Raw genomic sequence first — 17,586 nt, 5'->3', positions numbered from 1 at the left:
CCGTCAGAAGGAAGGGTCGACCGGATACTCCTGCGGTCCCCCGACCCCGACCAGGCACTCCGGCTTCAGGGACTCGTAGAAGGCGTGGCGCTCCTCGTCCTCGTCGCAGACATAGCGCGGCTTCGAGTCATTCGCCCCCTCTGTAGGGGGCGAACCCTCGTCGTCGGTGTGGACCCACAGGCTCGGGAAGGTGCCCGTCGCGACCCCCGCGGGACTGATCCACTCGGTGCGCCCATCCTCGTGCAGCCTGTGCGTCCACCCCGGCGTGTGCTTCAAGCGGTGATGGTGGCGGCACAGCCCCGACAGGTTGGCCGGACAGGACTCGCCCTGCGGCCACTCCCTCGCGTGGTCCAGGTCGCCGTTGGTCTGCGAGCCCCCTTGATCGATCGCACGGTTGCAGCCCCACATCCGGCAGGTCGCGTCCCGCGCGTAGACGAACTCGCGCATCCCCTCCGTCACCACGTACCGCGGGTTGCTCGTCTCCACGAGGGTTCCGGTACGAGCATCGACCAGAGCCCGGGACACCTTGGTCTCCAGATTGCTCGTCAAGGCCGCAACCACGTCCGCCGGGATGAACCCAACCCCCGGGATCTCGCAGCCACTGATCCAACACTCCTGCCCTCCCGGACCCAAGCTGGCGGGCACCTGCGAGGTCACCGCGTCGCCCGCCCACTCCTCCGGGACCACGTCGACCGCGTCAGCGCCCTCCCCGGTGACGAAGCGCCCTTCGCGAGCGGTCGGGCCGTGCAGGTCCTGGCCGACGGTGGTGGTCCCACGCTGGTCGAGGTGCGACGGAGGAGTCTCGAGACATTCGCCCCCTTCGTAGGGGGCGAAGGTCAGCCTGGAGGCAGCGGAGGTGATGATCGGAATGCCCAGGCGGATGCTCGCCCGCACCTCCACACCCCTCAGCGCGAGGTCGGCAAGTCCGTAGGCGCGTGAGGCGCCAGCGGTCAACGTCGGATCCACCTCGCGACGCAGCTTCGCGGCGACCTCGATGGCCTCCTTGAGGGCGACCGCCATCTCGGACGGCAAGGTGGCAAACATCTGCGCTGTGCCGACCGGACCCTCCGCGAAACTCACATCCGTCTGCTCGCGACGGTTACGCCGAGCCTTCTCCGCCAGCAGCTCAGGCTCGACCCTCGCCAGGATCCGCCGGATCGCCTTGCGCAGCGCACGCTCCTCGAGCTCACCGATGCGGACCGACCCGGGCTTGCCGCGAAGGGGGGCGAGCAGGTGCGTCAGGACCGCCGCCACGGCCTCGGCGCTGGCACGCTTGGTCTCCTTGGCCACGATGCCCAGCGCCCTGGTCGGGATACGTCCCTCCGCGACGAGGTCGGCGATGGGCAGCAGGTCCGTCACCGCTCGGGCTGCCAGATCACACCGCTCCCCCGCAGCCCACGTACTGGAGTGCGTGGCCATCGCCACCGCTTCCTCGGCGAACTCAGCCACCTCACCCTCGCGCAGGCGCACCTGACGGTAGATGCCGTCCGGGCCACGCTCCTCGCCCCAGCGCACGACCTGCCCCAGTACGGACAACTCGAGGGCATCGGCCGCGCGTCTGAGTCGCTCCGTAGCCGTGAGCACCTCGGTGAGGCTCCGCTCGTCCGCCCGGCCACCGCGCTCGGTCACCCCCGCTCGTGCCCGCCCCAGTCCCCGGAAGGACTCCTCCACCATCGTCAGCTCATCGTCGAACATGTGTCCATGGTTCCAGCGAGGGGTGACAACGCTCTGGTGTCTGCATCAGAGCCAGCAGCGATGGTCGGCCCGGCTCAGTCGCTCACTCTGAGGAGCGCGATGGAAGCGCCGTGTATGACTCAGGCGCTAGATCGCAGGCAGTGCGAAGGTCGCCGCGCAGCGTGTAGAAGCGCACGGCTTCTGGCCGGAAGTCATGGAGACGATAGAGGTGGTAGCGCTCCCCCTCAACGCCGCTGACCTCGACCTCATTTCGACTGACGACCATGGGCCAGTGAGCTCCGCGCTTCGTGGTCTTCACCTCGATGAGCTTTTCGGTGCCGTCTGGCTCGAACGACCGGATGTCGAACCCGAGACCGTCCCCCACCGTTTGGCTGACGTGATCGACTCGTGAAGCAAGGTGGTGCTGCCCGGCCTTGGTGAGGAGCACACGCTCGCGAGCCAAGACTGCACGCTCGCCGGCGGCTCCCAGTCGTCGATTCATCGCTTCCAGCTCGACGAAGTTCCATCGTCCTGCGCGCTGACCGGGGAGGCCGTCGCTCGGCTGCAACCCCAGCGCAGGCGGTTCCCCCTGCTTCCACGTTGCTGAATCAGCGACGTCAGGCATCGATGCCGTCATGCTGTCGAAGGCCAAGTCTGTCAGGTCCTGCCGTCGCAAGATCTCCTCGCGGACGCAGTCCCGCAGAGACGCCTGGATATTGGGATATGGCTTGTAACCGTTGACGAAAGGGAAGCTCAGCTCTCGAAGGACCGCGCTCACATTCATCAACTTGAACTCGATGGACCCACGTCCGCGGTCAAGGAGACCCTGAAGCTGACGATTGACATCCGCCTTGACGAAGATCTCGTCTTTCAGCTCGGACCTCAGCATCTCCAGGTACGCGTGCACGAGAATGCTGTTCTCCTCGTCAGACCACGCCACCCTGGTTGCCACTCAGCCTCCCCGATTGCTTGAACCATATGCCGACCCGATAACCGCGTCAGCTGGCGGCCCTGAAGCGTTCGTAGGAGAGCTCCAGCAAGCTGGCATCAGGCTGCTCTCGCTTGAGGCTCGGAAGCACCATCAGCCTCTCGTCATGTCGCTCCTTGAGCCCGTACTGCAGCATGGGCCCGTCCACCTCCTCCAAGAGGTCTGCCCGGATCTGAACCACGAGATCGGGCCTGATGCCGAGGATGTTGGCATCGAACGCGGCGTGGTGAATCTTGCACAGCGCCAGTCCGTTCCGAACGGAGGCGACCCCTAGGTCATGCCGGTCCTCGACGATGTGCGCTGCATCCAGCAGGTCGCCGTGGCGAAGCGAGCACACCGCGCATCGCGTCTGGTAGGCACGCATGACGGTCGAGCGAAAGACCCGTTGGTGGACGCGCTGATTACGCTCCACCCGGAGGTAGCGGCGCACGTGCTCATCGGCTGCCTCAGAGATCGAGTCACGTTGGACCTCATCAATTGCGACAACAAACTGATGCTGGAGTGATTCTTCACCGTCGATGTAGACCGGGTAGATCGGCTTGTAGTCCCCTGGCCCGACACCGAAGAACCAGATGAGGGGCAGCTCAGACTCCATGGCTGCCCTCAAGGCCTTGTTCTCCGGGTGGTCTGGGTCTGTCCCACGCCACTTGTACCTGAGACGGCCATCCGGACCGACCGCGTCCTCGTAGGGCCTCGCCGCCCCCTCCGGCCGATACACAGTCCGGATCGAAAGTGCGGCTACGGCGCCCGCCGGTTTGCGGATCCCGCGCTGGGCATCGACGAGAGGTACGCGAACTCCGTCGAACTCGAAGGCCCGCAGAGTCTCCGAACGAAGCCAGTCGCGCTCCGCCGTAGCCGCGTCCGAGAGCCAGCCCATAGCTGCTGTACGAAAGGCCCGCTCGTAGTCCAGATCCCACGCCATGACTGGAGCTTGCCAGGCGAACGACGAGAAGGGGGCCAACCGGACTCACCGGTTGACCCCCTTCGATCACCTACTCAGATCAGCTGCAACCGCTGGTCGAGCCGCAACCCTCGCAGACGTAGCAGGAGCCGGCGGGACGCATCTTGGTACCGCAGGTCATGCACATCGGGGCGTCGGCGGTCTTGCCCTGGAACTTCTCCAGGAGCTCGGCCGAGGAGTGGACGGTGGCGTCGGCTGCACGGGCAGAGGCCGCACCGGCACCGGACTGGTCGGTGATGGTCTCGTCCTTGGCGACGGCCTCGGGCTTGGCCTCCTTGACCTCGCTGGTCGCGACGCCCTGGCTGTAGGAGTCGTCGTCGTAGTCCGAGTCGTTGTCGTCCGAGGACGAGGCCTCGTACGAGCCGGTCTCGAGTTGACGGGCGCGCTCCTCAGCGGTGTGGATACCCATGAAGGACCGCGTGTCGAAGTCCAGGTAGTCCAGCGCCAGGCGACGGAAGACGTAGTCCATGATCGACTGCGCCATCCGCACGTCCGGGTCGTCCGTCATGCCGGCCGGCTCGAAGCGCAGGTTGGTGAACTTCTCGACGTAGGTCTCCAGCGGCACACCGTGCTGCAGGGCTATCGAGATCGCGATGGAGAAGGCGTCCATCAGACCGGCCAGGGTCGAGCCCTGCTTGCCGAACTTCAGGAAGAGCTCACCCAGGTCACCGTCGTCGTAGGTGCCAGCAGTCAAGTAACCCTCGGCCCCACCGACGGCGAAGCTCGTCGTCTGCGAGGAGCGACGCTTGGGCATCCGACGACGCAGCGGGCGGTACTCGACGACCTTTTCGACAGCAGCCGCGTCCTTGGCGTCCTTCGCGTCCTTGGCGGTCGAGCCTCCGTCCGACAGCGGCTGGCCGACCTTGCAGTTGTCGCGGTAGACCGCGAGCGCCTTCAAGCCGAGCTTCCAGCCCTGCATGTAGACGTCCTCGATCTCCTCGACGGACGCCGTCTCCGGCAGGTTGACGGTCTTGGAGATGGCACCGGAGAGGAAGGGCTGGACAGCAGCCATCATCCGCACGTGACCCATCGGCGCGATCGCGCGCGCACCCATGGCGGTGTCGAAGATCTCGTAGTGGTCCTGCTTCAGACCCGGGGCGTCGATGACGTGACCCTTGTCGGCGATGTACTCGACGATCGCCTCGATGGTCTCCTCGGCGTAGCCGAGCTTCTTCAGCGCACGCGGGATCGTCAGGTTGACGATCTGCATGGAGCCGCCGCCGACGAGCTTCTTGAACTTCACCAGCGAGAAGTCGGGCTCGATGCCCGTGGTGTCGCAGTCCATCATGAAGCCGATGGTCCCGGTGGGGGCGAGCACCGACGCCTGGGCGTTGCGGTAACCGCTCTTCTCCCCGACCTTGACGACCGCGTCCCACGCCTTGGTGGCGTAGGCGTGGATGTCCTTGTCCATCGTGTGCAGCGTGCGGATCTGGTCGTTGGCCGCCTGGTGCTTGCGCATGACGCGCTTGTGGGCGTCAGCGTTGCGGGCGTAGCCGTTGTAGGCACCGACGATCCCGGCGAGCTCGGCGGAGCGCTTGTAGGACGCACCCGTCAGCAACGAGGTGATCGACGCGGCCAGCGCGCGACCACCGTCGGAGTCGTAACCGTGACCGGTCGCCATGAGCAGCGCGCCGAGGTTGGCGTACCCGATGCCCAGCTGGCGGTAGTTGCGGGTGGTCTCGCCGATCGGCTCGGTCGGGAAGTCCGCGAAGCAGATCGAGATGTCCATCGCGGTGATGACCAGCTCGGCAACCGCCTGGAAGCGCTCGACGTCGAAGGTGTCGTCGTCCCTGAGGAACTTCAGCAGGTTGAGCGAAGCCAGGTTGCAGGAGGAGTTGTCCAGGGACATGTACTCGCTGCACGGGTTGGAGGCGGTGATCCGACCCGACTCCGGGTTGGTGTGCCAGTCGTTGATCGTGCCGTCGTACTGGATGCCCGGGTCAGCGCACTCCCACGCAGCCTTGGCGATCTTGCCCATGAGCTCACGAGCGTCGACGGTCTCGATGACCGAGCCGTCCTTGCGCGAGGTCAGACCGAACTCGGTGCCCTCGTCGACCGCACGCATGAACTCATCGGTAACGCGCACCGAGTTGTTGGCGTTCTGGTACTGGACGGAGGTGATGTCGGACCCGCCGAGGTCCATGTCGAAGCCCGCGTCACGCAGGGCACGGATCTTGTGCTCCTCCTTGGCCTTGGTCTCGACGAACTCCTCGATGTCCGGGTGGTCGACGTCCAGGACGACCATCTTGGCCGCACGACGGGTCGCGCCACCGGACTTGATCGTGCCGGCGGAGGCGTCAGCACCACGCATGAAGGAGACCGGGCCGGAGGCGGTGCCACCGGAGGAGAGCAGCTCCTTGGAGGAGCGGATGCGGGAGAGGTTCAGGCCGGCGCCGGAGCCGCCCTTGAAGATGAAGCCCTCCTCCTTGTACCAGTTGAGGATGGAGTCCATCGAGTCATCGACCGCGAGGATGAAGCAGGCGCTGACCTGCTGCGGGCTGGCCGTGCCGACGTTGAACCACACCGGGGAGTTGAAGCTAAAGATCTGGTGCAGCAGCGCGTAGGTCAGCTCGTGCTCGAAGATCTCGGCGTCGGAGTCGGTCGAGAAGTAACCGTGCTCCTTGCCCGCCTTGACATAGGTGAGGACGACGCGGTCGATCAGCTGCTTGAGGCCGGACTCGCGCTCGGGCGCACCGACGGCACCACGGAAGTACTTGGTCGTGACGATGGTCGAGGCGTTGACCGACCAGAAGTCGGGGAACTCGACACCGCGCTGCTCGAAGATCGTCTCGCCGGTCTTCCAGTTTTGCTGGACGACATCACGCTTTTCCCAGGTGATCTCGTCGTAGGGGTGCACACCCTCGGTGGTGTGGATACGCTCGATCGTCAGGCCCTTGGTGCGGGCCCCACGACGGGTGCTGGGCTTGCCGGCGGTCTCGGTCATGCTGCGTCTCCTCGATCCGAAATTTCGGTCTGCTGCTGTGTGGTTCGTCTACGGCTGGTGCGGGCTACTGCTCACGGTGTCACCGGGTACCGACAGCCCACTCGCGTGTCGGCACCCGGGGTGCTAGGTGGTGGCGGCGTGCTCGCGACGCAAGGTCGCGATCGCCGACTCGAAGTCCTCGAGCGAGTCGAAGGACTGGTAGACGGAGGCGAAGCGCAGGTACGCCACCTCGTCCAGGTCGCGCAGCGGCGACAGGATCGCCATGCCCACCTCGTGGGCGTCGATCTCCGCGCTCCCCTGCGATCGGATGCTCTCCTCCACGCGCTGGGCGAGGAGGGCGAGCTGGTCCTCGGTGACCGGTCGCCCCTGACAGGCCTTGCGGACTCCGGCGAGAACCTTGGCCCTGCTGAAGGGCTCCGCTGCGCCAGACCGCTTGGTGACGGTCAGGCTCGCGCTCTCCAGCGTCGTGAAGCGGCGACTGCACTCTGGGCACTGCCGACGGCGACGGATCGCGCTGCCGTCGTCGGTCGTGCGGCTGTCGATGACCCGGGAGTCGGTGTGACGGCAAAATGGGCAGTGCACGGCCGGATCTCCCTTCGTCTGTGGATGGTGCGGTGGACAAAACTGGGGACGAACCCCGGTTTCCTGTGGACAACTGCCGTCAGCCTGTGCACTAGATGTGGACGAATGACAACTGTGTAACCACTAGATGTAGTGACCATTAGACGCCTCCAGCCCACGCGACGCAAGTCCCCACAAAAACCCGTCGACGAACGGCACATCGGCCACCTCCGAGGGGGACGGAGATGGCCGATGGCCGGCCCGGGCTGGGTCGGTGGGCCCGGGAGGAAGGGGGTCGCCGCGGCGGGCGGCGAGGCGTCAGGGCGTCGGGATCGTCAGCGTTTGACCGGCGTGGATGTGCGTGGTCGTGAGCCCGTTGGCGACCTGGATGTTGGTCACGGCCTCGGCCGTCGGCACACCGGAGAGCTCACTCGAGGCGATCTGGCTGAGCGTCTGACCGGGCTCGACGGTGATCTCCTGCGGGGTGACAGCGGGCCCCCCGAAGGCGAAAGTCGCGCCGGCAACACTGGCCACGGCCAGGGCCGAGGTCGTGATGGCCAGGCGGCCGCGACGGGTCAGCCGCGTGCGAACGGCCGGGCGCGCGACAGCAGCGTCACCGGTCGGCACGGAGACGAGGTGGCGCGAGCGCGTCGGCACGTCGATGCGGATCGGGGTGGCGGTGAGAGCAGTCATGCGGGTCCTCCTCGGTGCGGTCCTGTCGAACCGGTGTTCGATAGAACGTCTGTACGATGTCTAGCACGGGTGTTCGAAGAAAATCAACAACACGCTCGAACAGATGTTTGAAAAGCCTGTTCGATCGGCCTAGTGTCTTCACTACCGAGAAGTTGACCAGCGAGCACCGACAACGCTGGCAAGACCTCGGTTCCACCGGACACGGACGAAGGGGTCGAGCATGAGCGGCACGGACGAGGACAACATCCACCAGCTGCCCGAGCGGGACACTGGTGATGGGCTGACCGTCCGCCAGCGCAAGGTGCTCGAGGTGATCCGCAATGCCGTGGCGACGCGGGGCTACCCGCCGAGCCTGCGCGAGATCGGCGAGCTCGTCGGCCTGACCAGCCCGAGCTCCGTGGCCCACCAGCTCTCCTCCCTCGAGCGCAAGGGCTACCTGCGTCGTGACCCCAACCGGCCCCGGGCCATCGAGGTCATCGCCCCCGACGGCCACAACGCTCCGCCGGCCACGGTCTCCGACCTGGGCGGCATGCGAGGCGGCGCGAGCAGCACCGACGAGGTCGTCGACCCCACCGGCTCCGGTGACGCTCGCCCCGAGGCCAGCTACGTCCCCGTCCTCGGCCAGATCGCTGCCGGCGTCCCGATCACCGCGGAGGAGGTCGTGGACGAGGTCTTCCCCCTGCCCAAGCAGATCGTCGGCGAGGGCTCCCTCTTCCTGCTCAAGGTCGTCGGCGACTCGATGATCGACGCCGCCATCTGCGACGGAGACTGGGTCGTCGTGCGTCAGCAGCCCAATGCCGACAACGGCGACATCGTCGCGGCGATGCTCGACAACGAGGCGACGGTCAAGACCTACAAGCGCACCGACGGCCACCTGTGGCTGCTCCCCCACAACCCGGCCTTCGACCCGATCGATGGTGACCACGCGACGATCCTGGGCAAGGTCACCGCCGTCCTGCGGCGGCTCTGAGGACCGGGTTCCATGAGTCGATGGTGGCCGGCCCTGACCGGCGTGGTCGCGAGCGTCGCCCTGCTCGTGCAGTTGGTGCTGACGGGTGATCTGTCGATGCTCGTGCTCGCCGTGGGCTTCCTCGTCCTCGCATGGTGGCTCTCACCGCTCAACGGGCGCCGCGGTCCTCGCCACGCCGACGTGGACGCTCGCCGCGACGACTTCCCCGTGGTCATCTACTGGCGGCCGGGGTGTGTCTACTGCCTGCGGCTGCGCGGCGCCCTCGGCAAGGACAGGGACAAGGCCACCTGGGTGAGCATCTGGGCCGACGAGGAGGCGGCCGCCTTCGTCCGCTCGATCAACGACGGCAACGAGACCGTGCCCACCGTGCGGATCGGCGAGCAGGTGCACACCAACCCCGAGCCGGACCTGGTCAGGGCCGCGCTGCGCTGACGTCAGCGCTGAGCTCCTCCACGAGCACACGAAGGGAGTCCGCCAGCTCCCCGTCGACGCGAAGGTCGACGAGGTCATCACCTCGGGTGGGACCGCGGGTGATGAGCGAGACCGGGATCCCGCGCTTGGCGGCGTGCCGTACAAATCTCAGCCCCGACATCACCTGCAGCGAGCTGCCGAGGACGAGCAGGTTGGGCGCGGCGTCGACCAGGTCGTAGCAGTGCTGCACGAGCGGCTTGGCGACTGCTCCGCCGAAGAAGACGACATCCGGCTTGAGGGTGTCGGCCCCGCAGGCCAGGCAGACGGGGAGGCGAAATCGCTCCACGTCCACACTGTCCAGACGCACATCGCCATCGGGACGGATCTCGTCGCTGTCGACGTCGAAGCCGGGGTTGTCCGCCGCCATCCGCGCATCCAGCGCCGGGCGGTCCACCCGGGCCTGACAGGTCAGGCAGACCACCTCGACGAGGTTGCCGTGCAGCTCCACGACATCTCTCGTGCCAGCGGCCTGGTGCAGACCATCGACATTTTGCGTGATGACCGCACCGGCCGTGCCGAGCTCCTGCAGCCGGGTGACGAGGTGATGGGCCAGATTGGGCCGAGCCGCGTGGAAGCGGCGCCACCCGACAAAGCTGCGCGCCCAGTACCGCTGGCGCGCCTCGCTGCTCCCGACGAACTCCGAGTAGTGCATCGGCGTGACCCTGCGCGTGCCGTCCGGGCCTCGATAGTCGGGGATGCCACTGTCCGTCGACATACCGGCACCGGTCAGCACCAGCGCCGGCCCGGCCGCCAGCACGCGGGCGATGTCCTCGATCACCAGACCAGTATGAGCAGCACACCGCCGCCCGACCTACGATGGGCCCATGATCGACGCCGCAGGGCTGCGCGTGATGCGAGCCATCTCCGAGGAAGGCAGCTTTACTGCCGCTGCCCTGGCCCTCGGCTACTCCCAGCCCGCCGTCTCCCAGATGGTCAAGCGCCTCGAGCAGCGCACCGGGACCGTCCTCGTCGAAAAGGTCGGCCGCTCCGTGCGGCTGACCGAGGCCGGCGCCGTCCTCGCGCGCCATGCAGCCCCCGTCCTCGCGGCCCTCGACGCCGCTGAGGAAGAGGTTGCTGCCATCGCCGGTCTGCGTTCCGGCCGGGTGCGCCTGATGGCCTTCCCCTCCTCCTCCGTCACCCTCGTCCCCCGCGCGCTCGCGGCAGTGCGTGCCGAGCACCCTGACCTGTCGGTCCAGTTTGCCGAGGCCGAGCCGCCGGAGTCACTGGCCGCGCTGCGCTCCGGCGAGGTCGACCTGGCCGTCGCCTTCACCTACGACGGCAGCGACCTGGGCCGCGGTGAGGACCTCGAGGGCTTCGCCGTCCACCCCCTCCTCGACGAGGAGGTCCGCGTCGCGCTCCCCCGGGACCACCGCCTCGCCGGCAAGGAGACGGTCTCGATGACCGACCTCACCGACGAGGACTGGATCGCCGGGTGCGCGCGCTGTCGCGGCCACCTGCTGAAGATCGCGCACGACGCCGGCTTCGCCCCCAAGGTCGCCTTCGAGACCGAGGACTATGTGGCCGTGCAGGGCTTCGTCGCGGCCGGCCTCGGCGTCGCGCTCATCCCCGACCTGATCCGCGCGGCGACCTCGAACCCCGATGTCGTCATCCGACCGCTCGACCCGCAGAGTCGCCGGCGCATCCATGTGGTCACCACGGAGGACCTGCTCAAGGTGCCCGCGGTCGCCGCGACGCTCACGGCCCTCCTCGCCTCCGCCCAGGTGGCCCTGCCCGCCTGATCCGGCGCCTGCTCGAGTCAGGCCGGCAGACCCCACGACGCTCGCGTGGTGTGAAGCGAGGATGAGGTGCGGATGAGAGCCTCCTCATCCGCTCGACACCTCCTGTTTGCCATGAGCGGTACGCCTACCGGGCTGTGCGGACGGCGGGGCCCTCGACGATCGCGATGTCACCGTCCTGGTCGGTCCGCAGCACGCGGGCCCCGTGCTCGCGCGCCCACCGCAGGGCCGTGGGTGTCGGGTGACCATAGGTGTTGTCCTCGCCGACGCTGATGATCGCGACGGGGGCCGCCACCTCGTCCATGAAGTCCTCGTCGAGGTTGCTCGAGCCGTGGTGCGGCATCTTGACCACATCGAGGTCGGTCGCCGCCGCGGCCATGCCCGGGTCACGCCGCATCGCCAGCAGCATCGCGTGGCCGGCCTCTCGCTCGACGTCCCCCAGCAGCAGGGCCGAGACCTCCCCCACCCGGACGTGCAGGACGATGCTGGCGTTGTTGGCCGCCGAGCCGCCGGCGACCACTCGTGCCGGCCACCACGCCGTGGCACCCACCTCCCCCAGCTCGACATGTCCTCCGGCGACGACGGTCGTGACCGGGATCGACCGCTCGGCCGCCAGGGCACGGACCTGACGAGCCGCCCACTGCGGATCCTCGACCGGGGTGACGAGGATGCGGCCCACCGGCCGGTCCCCGATCGCTGCGGCGAGGTCGCCGACGTGGTCTTCGTGGAAGTGCGTCAGCACCACCGCATCGAGCGTGCGCACCCCCAGACGTCGCAGGCAGCCGTCGATGCCGCCGCCCTCCGGACCGACATCGACGAGCACCGCACGCCCGGGTCCGGAGGCGAGGACCAGCCCGTCCCCCTGACCGACATCACACGCGACGATGCGCCAGTCGGGCGGCGGCCAGACGAGGGTGCGCTGCGGCATCGCCGTCACGACGACCACCACGACGAGCGCGAGTGCCACGAGCGGGCTGGCCCGCGAGCGCCTGATCGCCCACGGCCCGGACAGCACACCGAGCGCGGTGATGACGGTGAGCAGCACCGCGCCGAGCGCCCCGTCGGGCCATGGCAGGGCTCCGCCCGGCACGTCGGCACTCACCCGTGCGGTCCACGCGATGGCCAACGCGAAGGGGGCCCCGCACCACCCCACGAACGTCGCCAGGGTCGTGCTCACCACGGCGACGAGGGCGACGCTCACACCGAGGACGGTGGCCGGCGCGACGAAGGGGGCCGCCACGAGGTTGGCGACGACGGCGATGAGGCTGACATTGCCCTGGAGCAGGACGATGACGGGCCCACAGACGAGCTGGGCGGCCAGGGGGATGGCGACCGCGGGGCCGACGAGGTGCAGGCGTCGTGGCAGGTGCGCGTTGATCGCTGCTGACCACGGCCGGACGAAGAGCAGCAGCCCGAGGGTCGCCAACGACGACAGGACGAAGCCGTAGGAGCGGGCCAACCACGGGTCGTACGTGAGCAGCACGAGGATCGCCGCGCACAGCGCCGGAGTGCCGGAGCCGCGACGGGACGAGCTCATCCCCAGCAGGCCGACGGCGCCCATCGTCGCTGCCCGGATGACGCTCGGCTCCGGTCGGGCCAGGACGACGAAGAAGGCCAGTCCGGCACCGGCCACCCACGGTCTCCAGCGCCGCGGCACGCCCCCTGCGCGGCAGGCACCCACCAGTGCGGCGAGGACGACGGCGACATTGGAGCCGCTGACGGCGGACAGGTGCGACATCCCGGTGACGAGCATGTCGTCGGTGAGCTCCTGCGGGGTGAGCGAGGTGTCCCCGATGACGAGCGCAGGCAGGAGAGCACGGGCATCTCCGGGGAGCGGCTCCACCGCTGCCCGCATCCCGCTGCGCAGGTGCTCGGCGGCGGTCCGCACCATCGACCGCTCACCCACCAGCTCCGGTGGACCCCGTGGACTGAGCACGGCGACCTCCGGGTCTGCCGGGTCAGCGGGTGACAGCTTGCCGGACAGCGAGATCCGGTCGTGCCAGCCCACGTCCGCCCAGGCCTCCTTGGCCCGGACGAAGACCGGCGCGCTCACCCGGGTGCTCGCCCCTCGTGCGGTCACCGTCTCCAGCCGGACCCGCAGCAGGACCTGCTGGGGTGGGTCGCTGCCCGAGTCGCTGCCCGAGTCGCTGCCCGTCCGTCCCGCCCGCACGATCGGCTCGGTGAGGACCACACCCTGGGCCCGGATCATCGCGCCCTGCCCCGCGAGTTCGTCGATCGGGCCCACGCTCCGCGTGGCCTCGTGGATCGCCGAGGAGCCCAGGACGAGCCCCGCTGCGACGAGCGTCAGCGCCATCGCGCCCGGGCCGTCGCGTCGCCACGACGGTCGAGCGTGCCGCCCCCGGTACCGCACACCGAGGGCGATCGCGACGAGCAGGAGCGCCACGGCACACAGTGCCCCCACCGCCCGCTGCTGACCCGACCAGGTCAGGGCCCAGGCGCCCAGCGCCCACGCACTCAGGCACGGCACGAGGAGCCGCAGGTCGAGGACGGGCGGCTCCCGGCTCACACGGTGACCTTGGGTGAGAGCTGCGCATAGGTCTTGTCCCCGACGCCGCTCACCTCGCCGAGCTCCTCGATGGCGGTGAACTGCCCGTGCTCGGTGCGCCAGTCGAGGATCCGCTGGGCGAGCACCGGCCCGACACCGGGCAGCGTCTCGAGGGTGGCGAGGTCCGCCGTGTTGAGGTTGACCAAGGTGTCGCCCCCGCCGGGGCCTGCGGCTCCCGAGCCACCCGCACCCGCCGGACCTCCTGCACCAGGTGGTGCACCCACTGCCGCCTCCCCCGGCGCGGGCACGACGACCTGCTCGCCGTCGACGAGCGGCCGGGCGAGGTTGACCTGGGACAGGTCGGCCTCCGAGGTCGCACCACCCGCCAGGTCGAGCGCATCGTCCACACGCGAGCCTGCAGGCAGGGTGACGACCCCCGGCCGCTCGACCTCCCCGACGACATGGACCGTCACGCGTGCCGCCGTCGTCGCCCCGGTCGCTGCCGTCCGCGACGTGGGGCTGGCCCCGGGGAGGGTGTCGGCGCTCGGACCGGCGTCGCTCCCCGCGCCCATCGTCACGGGCTGGGGCGCCGCATCACCGCGCGCGAGGAGATAGCGCCCACCCAGCATCGCCACGGCGAGCGCGACAATGAGGGCGACCCCGATGATCGCCTGCCGACTCACGCCATAGCGTCCTGCGGCCAGCGTCGACGGCAGCACCAGCGGCCGCGGGTCCCGGCCCTGCTCGAGGATCTCGGTGACCCGGGCGGAGGGTTCGCTGGCACGGCTCATGGCAGCGACGCTAGGCAGCATCTCCGGTGGCCGACGACAGCCAGCCGCCGCTGTGGAGCGCCGCCGCGACCCGGCCGCGGTTGTGGATCGTCAGTCGCGGATGCGTGGGACGACGGCGACGCCGATGGTCCCCAGTCCCACGTGCGAGGCGATGGTCGCACTCAACCGCGTCACCTCCACGCGCGTGCTCAGGGCATCGGCCAGGGTCCGCGCCAGGGCGTGCGCCCTGGTGTCGTCCGACTCGACGTGCTGCACGGCGATGTCCACGCCGTCGGCCCACTCGGGCAGGTTGTCGTAGTGCTCCACGGTGAGCGCCTGCAGCCGGGCGATCGCCTTGCTGGCCGTCCGCACCCGCTCCAGCGGCTCGACCTGACCGTCCTGCACGTGCAGGACGGGCTTGACCGCGAGAGCCGACCCGAGCAGCGCCCTGGCACCGCCGATGCGCCCACCCCTGCGCAGCCGCTCGAGCGAGTGCACGAGCAGCCGCACCGAGGACGCGTCCAGACGCCGCTCCAGGCGCTCCAGCACGTCCTCGACGTCTCGTCCGGCCGCGGCATCCCGACTGGCCGACACTGCGGCGAAGCCGACCGCCATCCCGATGGTGTGGGAGTCGACGACGTGCACCGGCACGGGCGACTCCAGCGCTGCCGAGTGCGCGGAGTCCGCCGTCCCGGACATCGCGGCGCTCAGGTGCACGGAGATGATCGACTCGGCTCCCCCCTGCGCCGCCTTCTCGTAGGCCCGCAAGAAGCTGACGGGAGCGGGACGTGAGGTGGAGATGTCCACCTTGCGACGCAGCGCGTCGACGACCCAGTCGGTGCCCACGTCGTCACCCTCGACGCGTTCCTGCCCGTCGACGACCACGTGCAGGGGCACGACGGTGATCCCGTGCTCGGTGCGCATCTCCAGCGGCAACGAGGCGGTCGAGTCGGTGATGACGGCGATGCTCACGAGGCGAGCGTATCGAGAGCGTGCCGCCCGGGCGCCAGACGTCCGCGGATAGCCTGACGAGCATGTCCACAACGCAGCGCCTGCCCTACCTCGACAAGACCGTGCCGGAGGCGTGGAAGGCCCTCAACGCCCTCGCGCTCAAGGTCTCCGCCGCAGCCGAGGCCGCCGGCCTGGAGCGCGAGACGATCGAGCTGATGAATGTGCGGATCTCGCAGATCAACGGCTGCGCCTACTGCCTCGACATGCACACCCGGATGGCGATCGAGGCCGGCGCCACGGTCCAGCGCATCGCGCAGCTGCCGGCCTGGCAGGAGTCGGCGCTCTTCGACACCGTCGAGTGCGCCGTCCTGCACGTCGCCGAGGTCACCACGACCCTGCCCGACCCCCAGGAGCGAAGGGAGGCGCTCGCGTCCGCGCGCGACCTCCTGGGTGAGGAGGCCTTCGCGGCGCTCGAGTGGGCGGCCGTGACGATGAACGCGTTCAACCGGGTGTCGATCCTCTCCGAGCACCCGGTGCGCCTCAGGCCGTGACGATGTTGACCAGCTTGGGTGCGCGCACGATGACCTTGCGCACCCCGCCCTCGATCGCTGCCTTGATCTTGTCGCGATCGAGCGCCAGCGCCTCGAGGTCGGCCTCGCTGATGTCCGCGGGGACCTCGATGCGGTCGCGCACCTTGCCCTTGATCTGGATGACGCAGGTGACGCTCGACTCGACCATCTTGCTCGGGTCGGCGACGGGGAAGGGCTCGGCGCTCAGCGAGTCGGAGTGGCCCAGACGCGACCACAGCTCCTCGGCGAGGTGCGGCGCGATCGGGGCGACCATGAGCACGAGCGGCTCGATCGCCGCACGCGGCACGTCACCGAGCTTGGTGAGCGCGTTGTTGAGCTCAATCAGGCGGGCGATCGCGGTGTTGAAGCCGAGCGACCCGTAGTCCTGCGTGACCGCGGCGATGGTCTGGTGCAGCAGCCGCTCGGTGTCGGCGTCGAGAGCGGTGTCGACGACGTCGACCTCACCGCTCTCCTCGTCGATCACGTTGCGCCACAGGCGCTGCAGGAAGCGCTGGCTGCCGACGACGGCGCGCGTCTCCCACGGCTTGGACTGCTCCAGCGGGCCGAGCGACATCTCGTAGACGCGGAAGGTGTCGGCGCCGAACTGCTCGTACATCTCGTCCGGGCTCACCGCGTTCTTCAGCGACTTGCCGATCTTGCCGTACTCCTGGGTGACCGCCTGGCCCTGCCAGGTGAAGGTCGTCTCCCCGTCATCGCCCGCGTGCTCCTCGACCTCGGCGGCCGGCACGGGCTGACCACGGTCGTCACGGTAGGCGTGCGCCTGGATGTAGCCCTGCGAGAAGTACTTGCGGAAAGGCTCCTCGCTGCTCACGTGACCCAGGTCGAAGAGAACCTTGTGCCAGAAGCGGGCATAGAGCAGGTGCAGCACGGCGTGCTCGACGCCGCCGATGTAGAGGTCGACGCCACCCGGGTCACGGGTGCCTGCCGGCGCGCCGGGCACGGCCTCGTCGCGCGGGCCGACCCAGTAGGCCTCGTTGGCCGGGTCGACGAGCGCGTCGGAGTTGGCGGGGTCGAGGTAGCGCAGGTAGTACCAGCAGGACCCGGCCCAGTTGGGCATCGTGTTGGTCTCGCGGCGGTACTTCTTGACGCCGTCACCGAGGTCCAGCTCGACCTCGACCCACTCGGTGGCGCGGCCCAGCGGCGGCTCGGGCTCGCTGCTCACGTCATCGGGCTCGAAGGTGCGCGGGCTGTAGTCGTCGACCTCCGGCAGCTCGATCGGCAGCATCGACTCGGGGACCGCGTGGGCCACGCCCTCCTCGTCGAAGACGATCGGGAAGGGCTCGCCCCAGTAGCGCTGGCGGGAGAAGAGCCAGTCGCGCAGCTTGTAGTTGATCGTCCCGTGGCCGAGGTCGCGCTCGTCCAGCCAGGTCGTGATCGCGGCCTTGGCCTCGGTGACGCCCAGCCCGTCGAGGCTCACCTCGTCGTTGGTCGAGGCGGTGGCCACCCCATCCCCGACGAAGGGAGCCGACTCGTCGATCTGACCGTCGCGCGGCGCGATGACGTGCCGGATCGGCAGCTCGAAGGCGGTGGCGTAGTCGAAGTCACGGGCATCGTGCGCGGGCACGGCCATGATCGCGCCGGTGCCGTAGCCCATGAGGACGTAGTCGGCGACGAAGACGGGGACGCGCTCGCCGTTGACCGGGTTGGTCGCCCAGCCCCCGGTGAAGACCCCCGTCTTGTCCTTGGTGTCGATCTGACGCTCGACATCGCTCTTGCGGCCAGCGGCGTCGCGGTAGGCGGCGACGGCCTCGGCGGGCGTCGCCGCGCCGCC

15 protein-coding genes are annotated in these 17,586 nt (G+C 68.9%); 4 read left to right on the top strand and 11 right to left on the bottom strand.

Features of this window, described 5'->3' with window-relative positions; translation table 11 throughout:
* Window positions 1–3: 3 nt before the first annotated feature.
* The 6 genes from JLI01S_RS12745 to JLI01S_RS12720 form a co-directional block, all read right to left on the bottom strand.
* Complete coding sequence (locus JLI01S_RS12745; RefSeq protein ID WP_068265188.1) at window positions 4–1,695, bottom strand: HNH endonuclease signature motif containing protein; 1,692 nt, start codon at window positions 1,693–1,695, stop codon at window positions 4–6.
* An 82-nt stretch (window positions 1,696–1,777) separates the two neighbouring features.
* Complete coding sequence (locus tag JLI01S_RS12740; protein WP_068265186.1) at window positions 1,778–2,626, bottom strand: protein NO VEIN domain-containing protein; 849 nt, start codon at window positions 2,624–2,626, stop codon at window positions 1,778–1,780.
* Between the two features lie 46 nt (window positions 2,627–2,672).
* Window positions 2,673–3,584: an HNH endonuclease gene (locus JLI01S_RS12735; RefSeq protein WP_245634616.1), complete on the bottom strand. Its 912-nt coding sequence runs from the start codon at window positions 3,582–3,584 to the stop codon at window positions 2,673–2,675.
* A 79-nt stretch (window positions 3,585–3,663) separates the two neighbouring features.
* Entirely contained in the window at window positions 3,664–6,567 is a 2,904-nt protein-coding gene (locus JLI01S_RS12730) for a vitamin B12-dependent ribonucleotide reductase (RefSeq protein WP_068265183.1), read from the bottom strand.
* Between the two features lie 123 nt (window positions 6,568–6,690).
* Entirely contained in the window at window positions 6,691–7,149 is a 459-nt protein-coding gene (nrdR, locus tag JLI01S_RS12725; RefSeq protein WP_068265179.1) for a transcriptional regulator NrdR, read from the bottom strand.
* A 297-nt stretch (window positions 7,150–7,446) separates the two neighbouring features.
* Window positions 7,447–7,821, bottom strand: a complete 375-nt coding sequence (locus JLI01S_RS12720; RefSeq protein WP_068265177.1) for a LysM peptidoglycan-binding domain-containing protein — start codon at window positions 7,819–7,821, stop codon at window positions 7,447–7,449.
* 220 nt (window positions 7,822–8,041) lie between these two features.
* Here JLI01S_RS12720 and lexA point away from each other — a divergent pair, with 220 nt between their 5' ends.
* The gene (lexA, locus tag JLI01S_RS12715; protein WP_068265175.1) at window positions 8,042–8,791 is read left to right on the top strand and encodes a transcriptional repressor LexA; all 750 of its coding nucleotides are present in this window, start codon (window positions 8,042–8,044) and stop codon (window positions 8,789–8,791) included.
* Between the two features lie 12 nt (window positions 8,792–8,803).
* Window positions 8,804–9,223 carry a glutaredoxin domain-containing protein gene (locus JLI01S_RS12710; RefSeq protein ID WP_068265173.1) on the top strand — a complete coding sequence of 140 codons (420 nt, stop codon included), beginning with the start codon at window positions 8,804–8,806 and terminating at the stop codon, window positions 9,221–9,223.
* Here the strand turns inward: JLI01S_RS12710 and JLI01S_RS12705 are convergent.
* Window positions 9,204–10,040: an NAD-dependent protein deacetylase gene (locus JLI01S_RS12705; protein ID WP_068265171.1), complete on the bottom strand. Its 837-nt coding sequence runs from the start codon at window positions 10,038–10,040 to the stop codon at window positions 9,204–9,206. The genes JLI01S_RS12710 and JLI01S_RS12705 overlap by 20 nt on opposite strands.
* A 46-nt stretch (window positions 10,041–10,086) precedes the next feature.
* Here JLI01S_RS12705 and JLI01S_RS12700 point away from each other — a divergent pair, with 46 nt between their 5' ends.
* Entirely contained in the window at window positions 10,087–11,001 is a 915-nt protein-coding gene (locus tag JLI01S_RS12700; protein ID WP_068265169.1) for a LysR family transcriptional regulator, read from the top strand.
* A 124-nt stretch (window positions 11,002–11,125) separates the two neighbouring features.
* Here the strand turns inward: JLI01S_RS12700 and JLI01S_RS12695 are convergent, their stop codons facing one another.
* The 3 genes from JLI01S_RS12695 to JLI01S_RS12685 all read right to left on the bottom strand — a co-directional run bounded on the left by JLI01S_RS12695 (window position 11,126) and on the right by JLI01S_RS12685 (window position 15,246).
* Window positions 11,126–13,525 carry a ComEC/Rec2 family competence protein gene (locus JLI01S_RS12695; protein ID WP_068265164.1) on the bottom strand — a complete coding sequence of 800 codons (2,400 nt, stop codon included), beginning with the start codon at window positions 13,523–13,525 and terminating at the stop codon, window positions 11,126–11,128.
* A complete protein-coding gene (locus tag JLI01S_RS12690; RefSeq protein ID WP_245634615.1) occupies window positions 13,522–14,295 on the bottom strand; it encodes a ComEA family DNA-binding protein in 774 nt (257 codons plus the stop codon). The genes JLI01S_RS12695 and JLI01S_RS12690 overlap by 4 nt, the downstream gene beginning before the upstream one ends.
* Window positions 14,296–14,385: 90 nt before the next feature.
* On the bottom strand, window positions 14,386–15,246 hold the full coding sequence (locus JLI01S_RS12685; protein ID WP_068265162.1) for a DegV family protein: 861 nt from the start codon (window positions 15,244–15,246) through the stop codon (window positions 14,386–14,388).
* A gap of 62 nt (window positions 15,247–15,308) precedes the next feature.
* Between JLI01S_RS12685 and JLI01S_RS12680 the strand changes: the two genes are divergently transcribed.
* On the top strand, window positions 15,309–15,776 hold the full coding sequence (locus JLI01S_RS12680) for a carboxymuconolactone decarboxylase family protein (RefSeq protein WP_068265160.1): 468 nt from the start codon (window positions 15,309–15,311) through the stop codon (window positions 15,774–15,776).
* Here the strand turns inward: JLI01S_RS12680 and JLI01S_RS12675 are convergent.
* On the bottom strand, window positions 15,766–17,586 hold a 1,821-nt coding region (locus JLI01S_RS12675; protein WP_084349410.1), incomplete at its 5' end, for a class I tRNA ligase family protein. The two genes, JLI01S_RS12680 and JLI01S_RS12675, sit on opposite strands and share 11 nt — an antisense overlap.

The sequence above is a fragment of the Janibacter limosus NBRC 16128 genome (assembly GCF_001570985.1).
In the GTDB taxonomy this organism is placed as follows: domain Bacteria; phylum Actinomycetota; class Actinomycetes; order Actinomycetales; family Dermatophilaceae; genus Janibacter; species Janibacter limosus.
The sequence above is the reverse complement of the archived record's forward strand: the minus strand, read 5'-3'. Positions and strand labels throughout refer to the sequence as shown.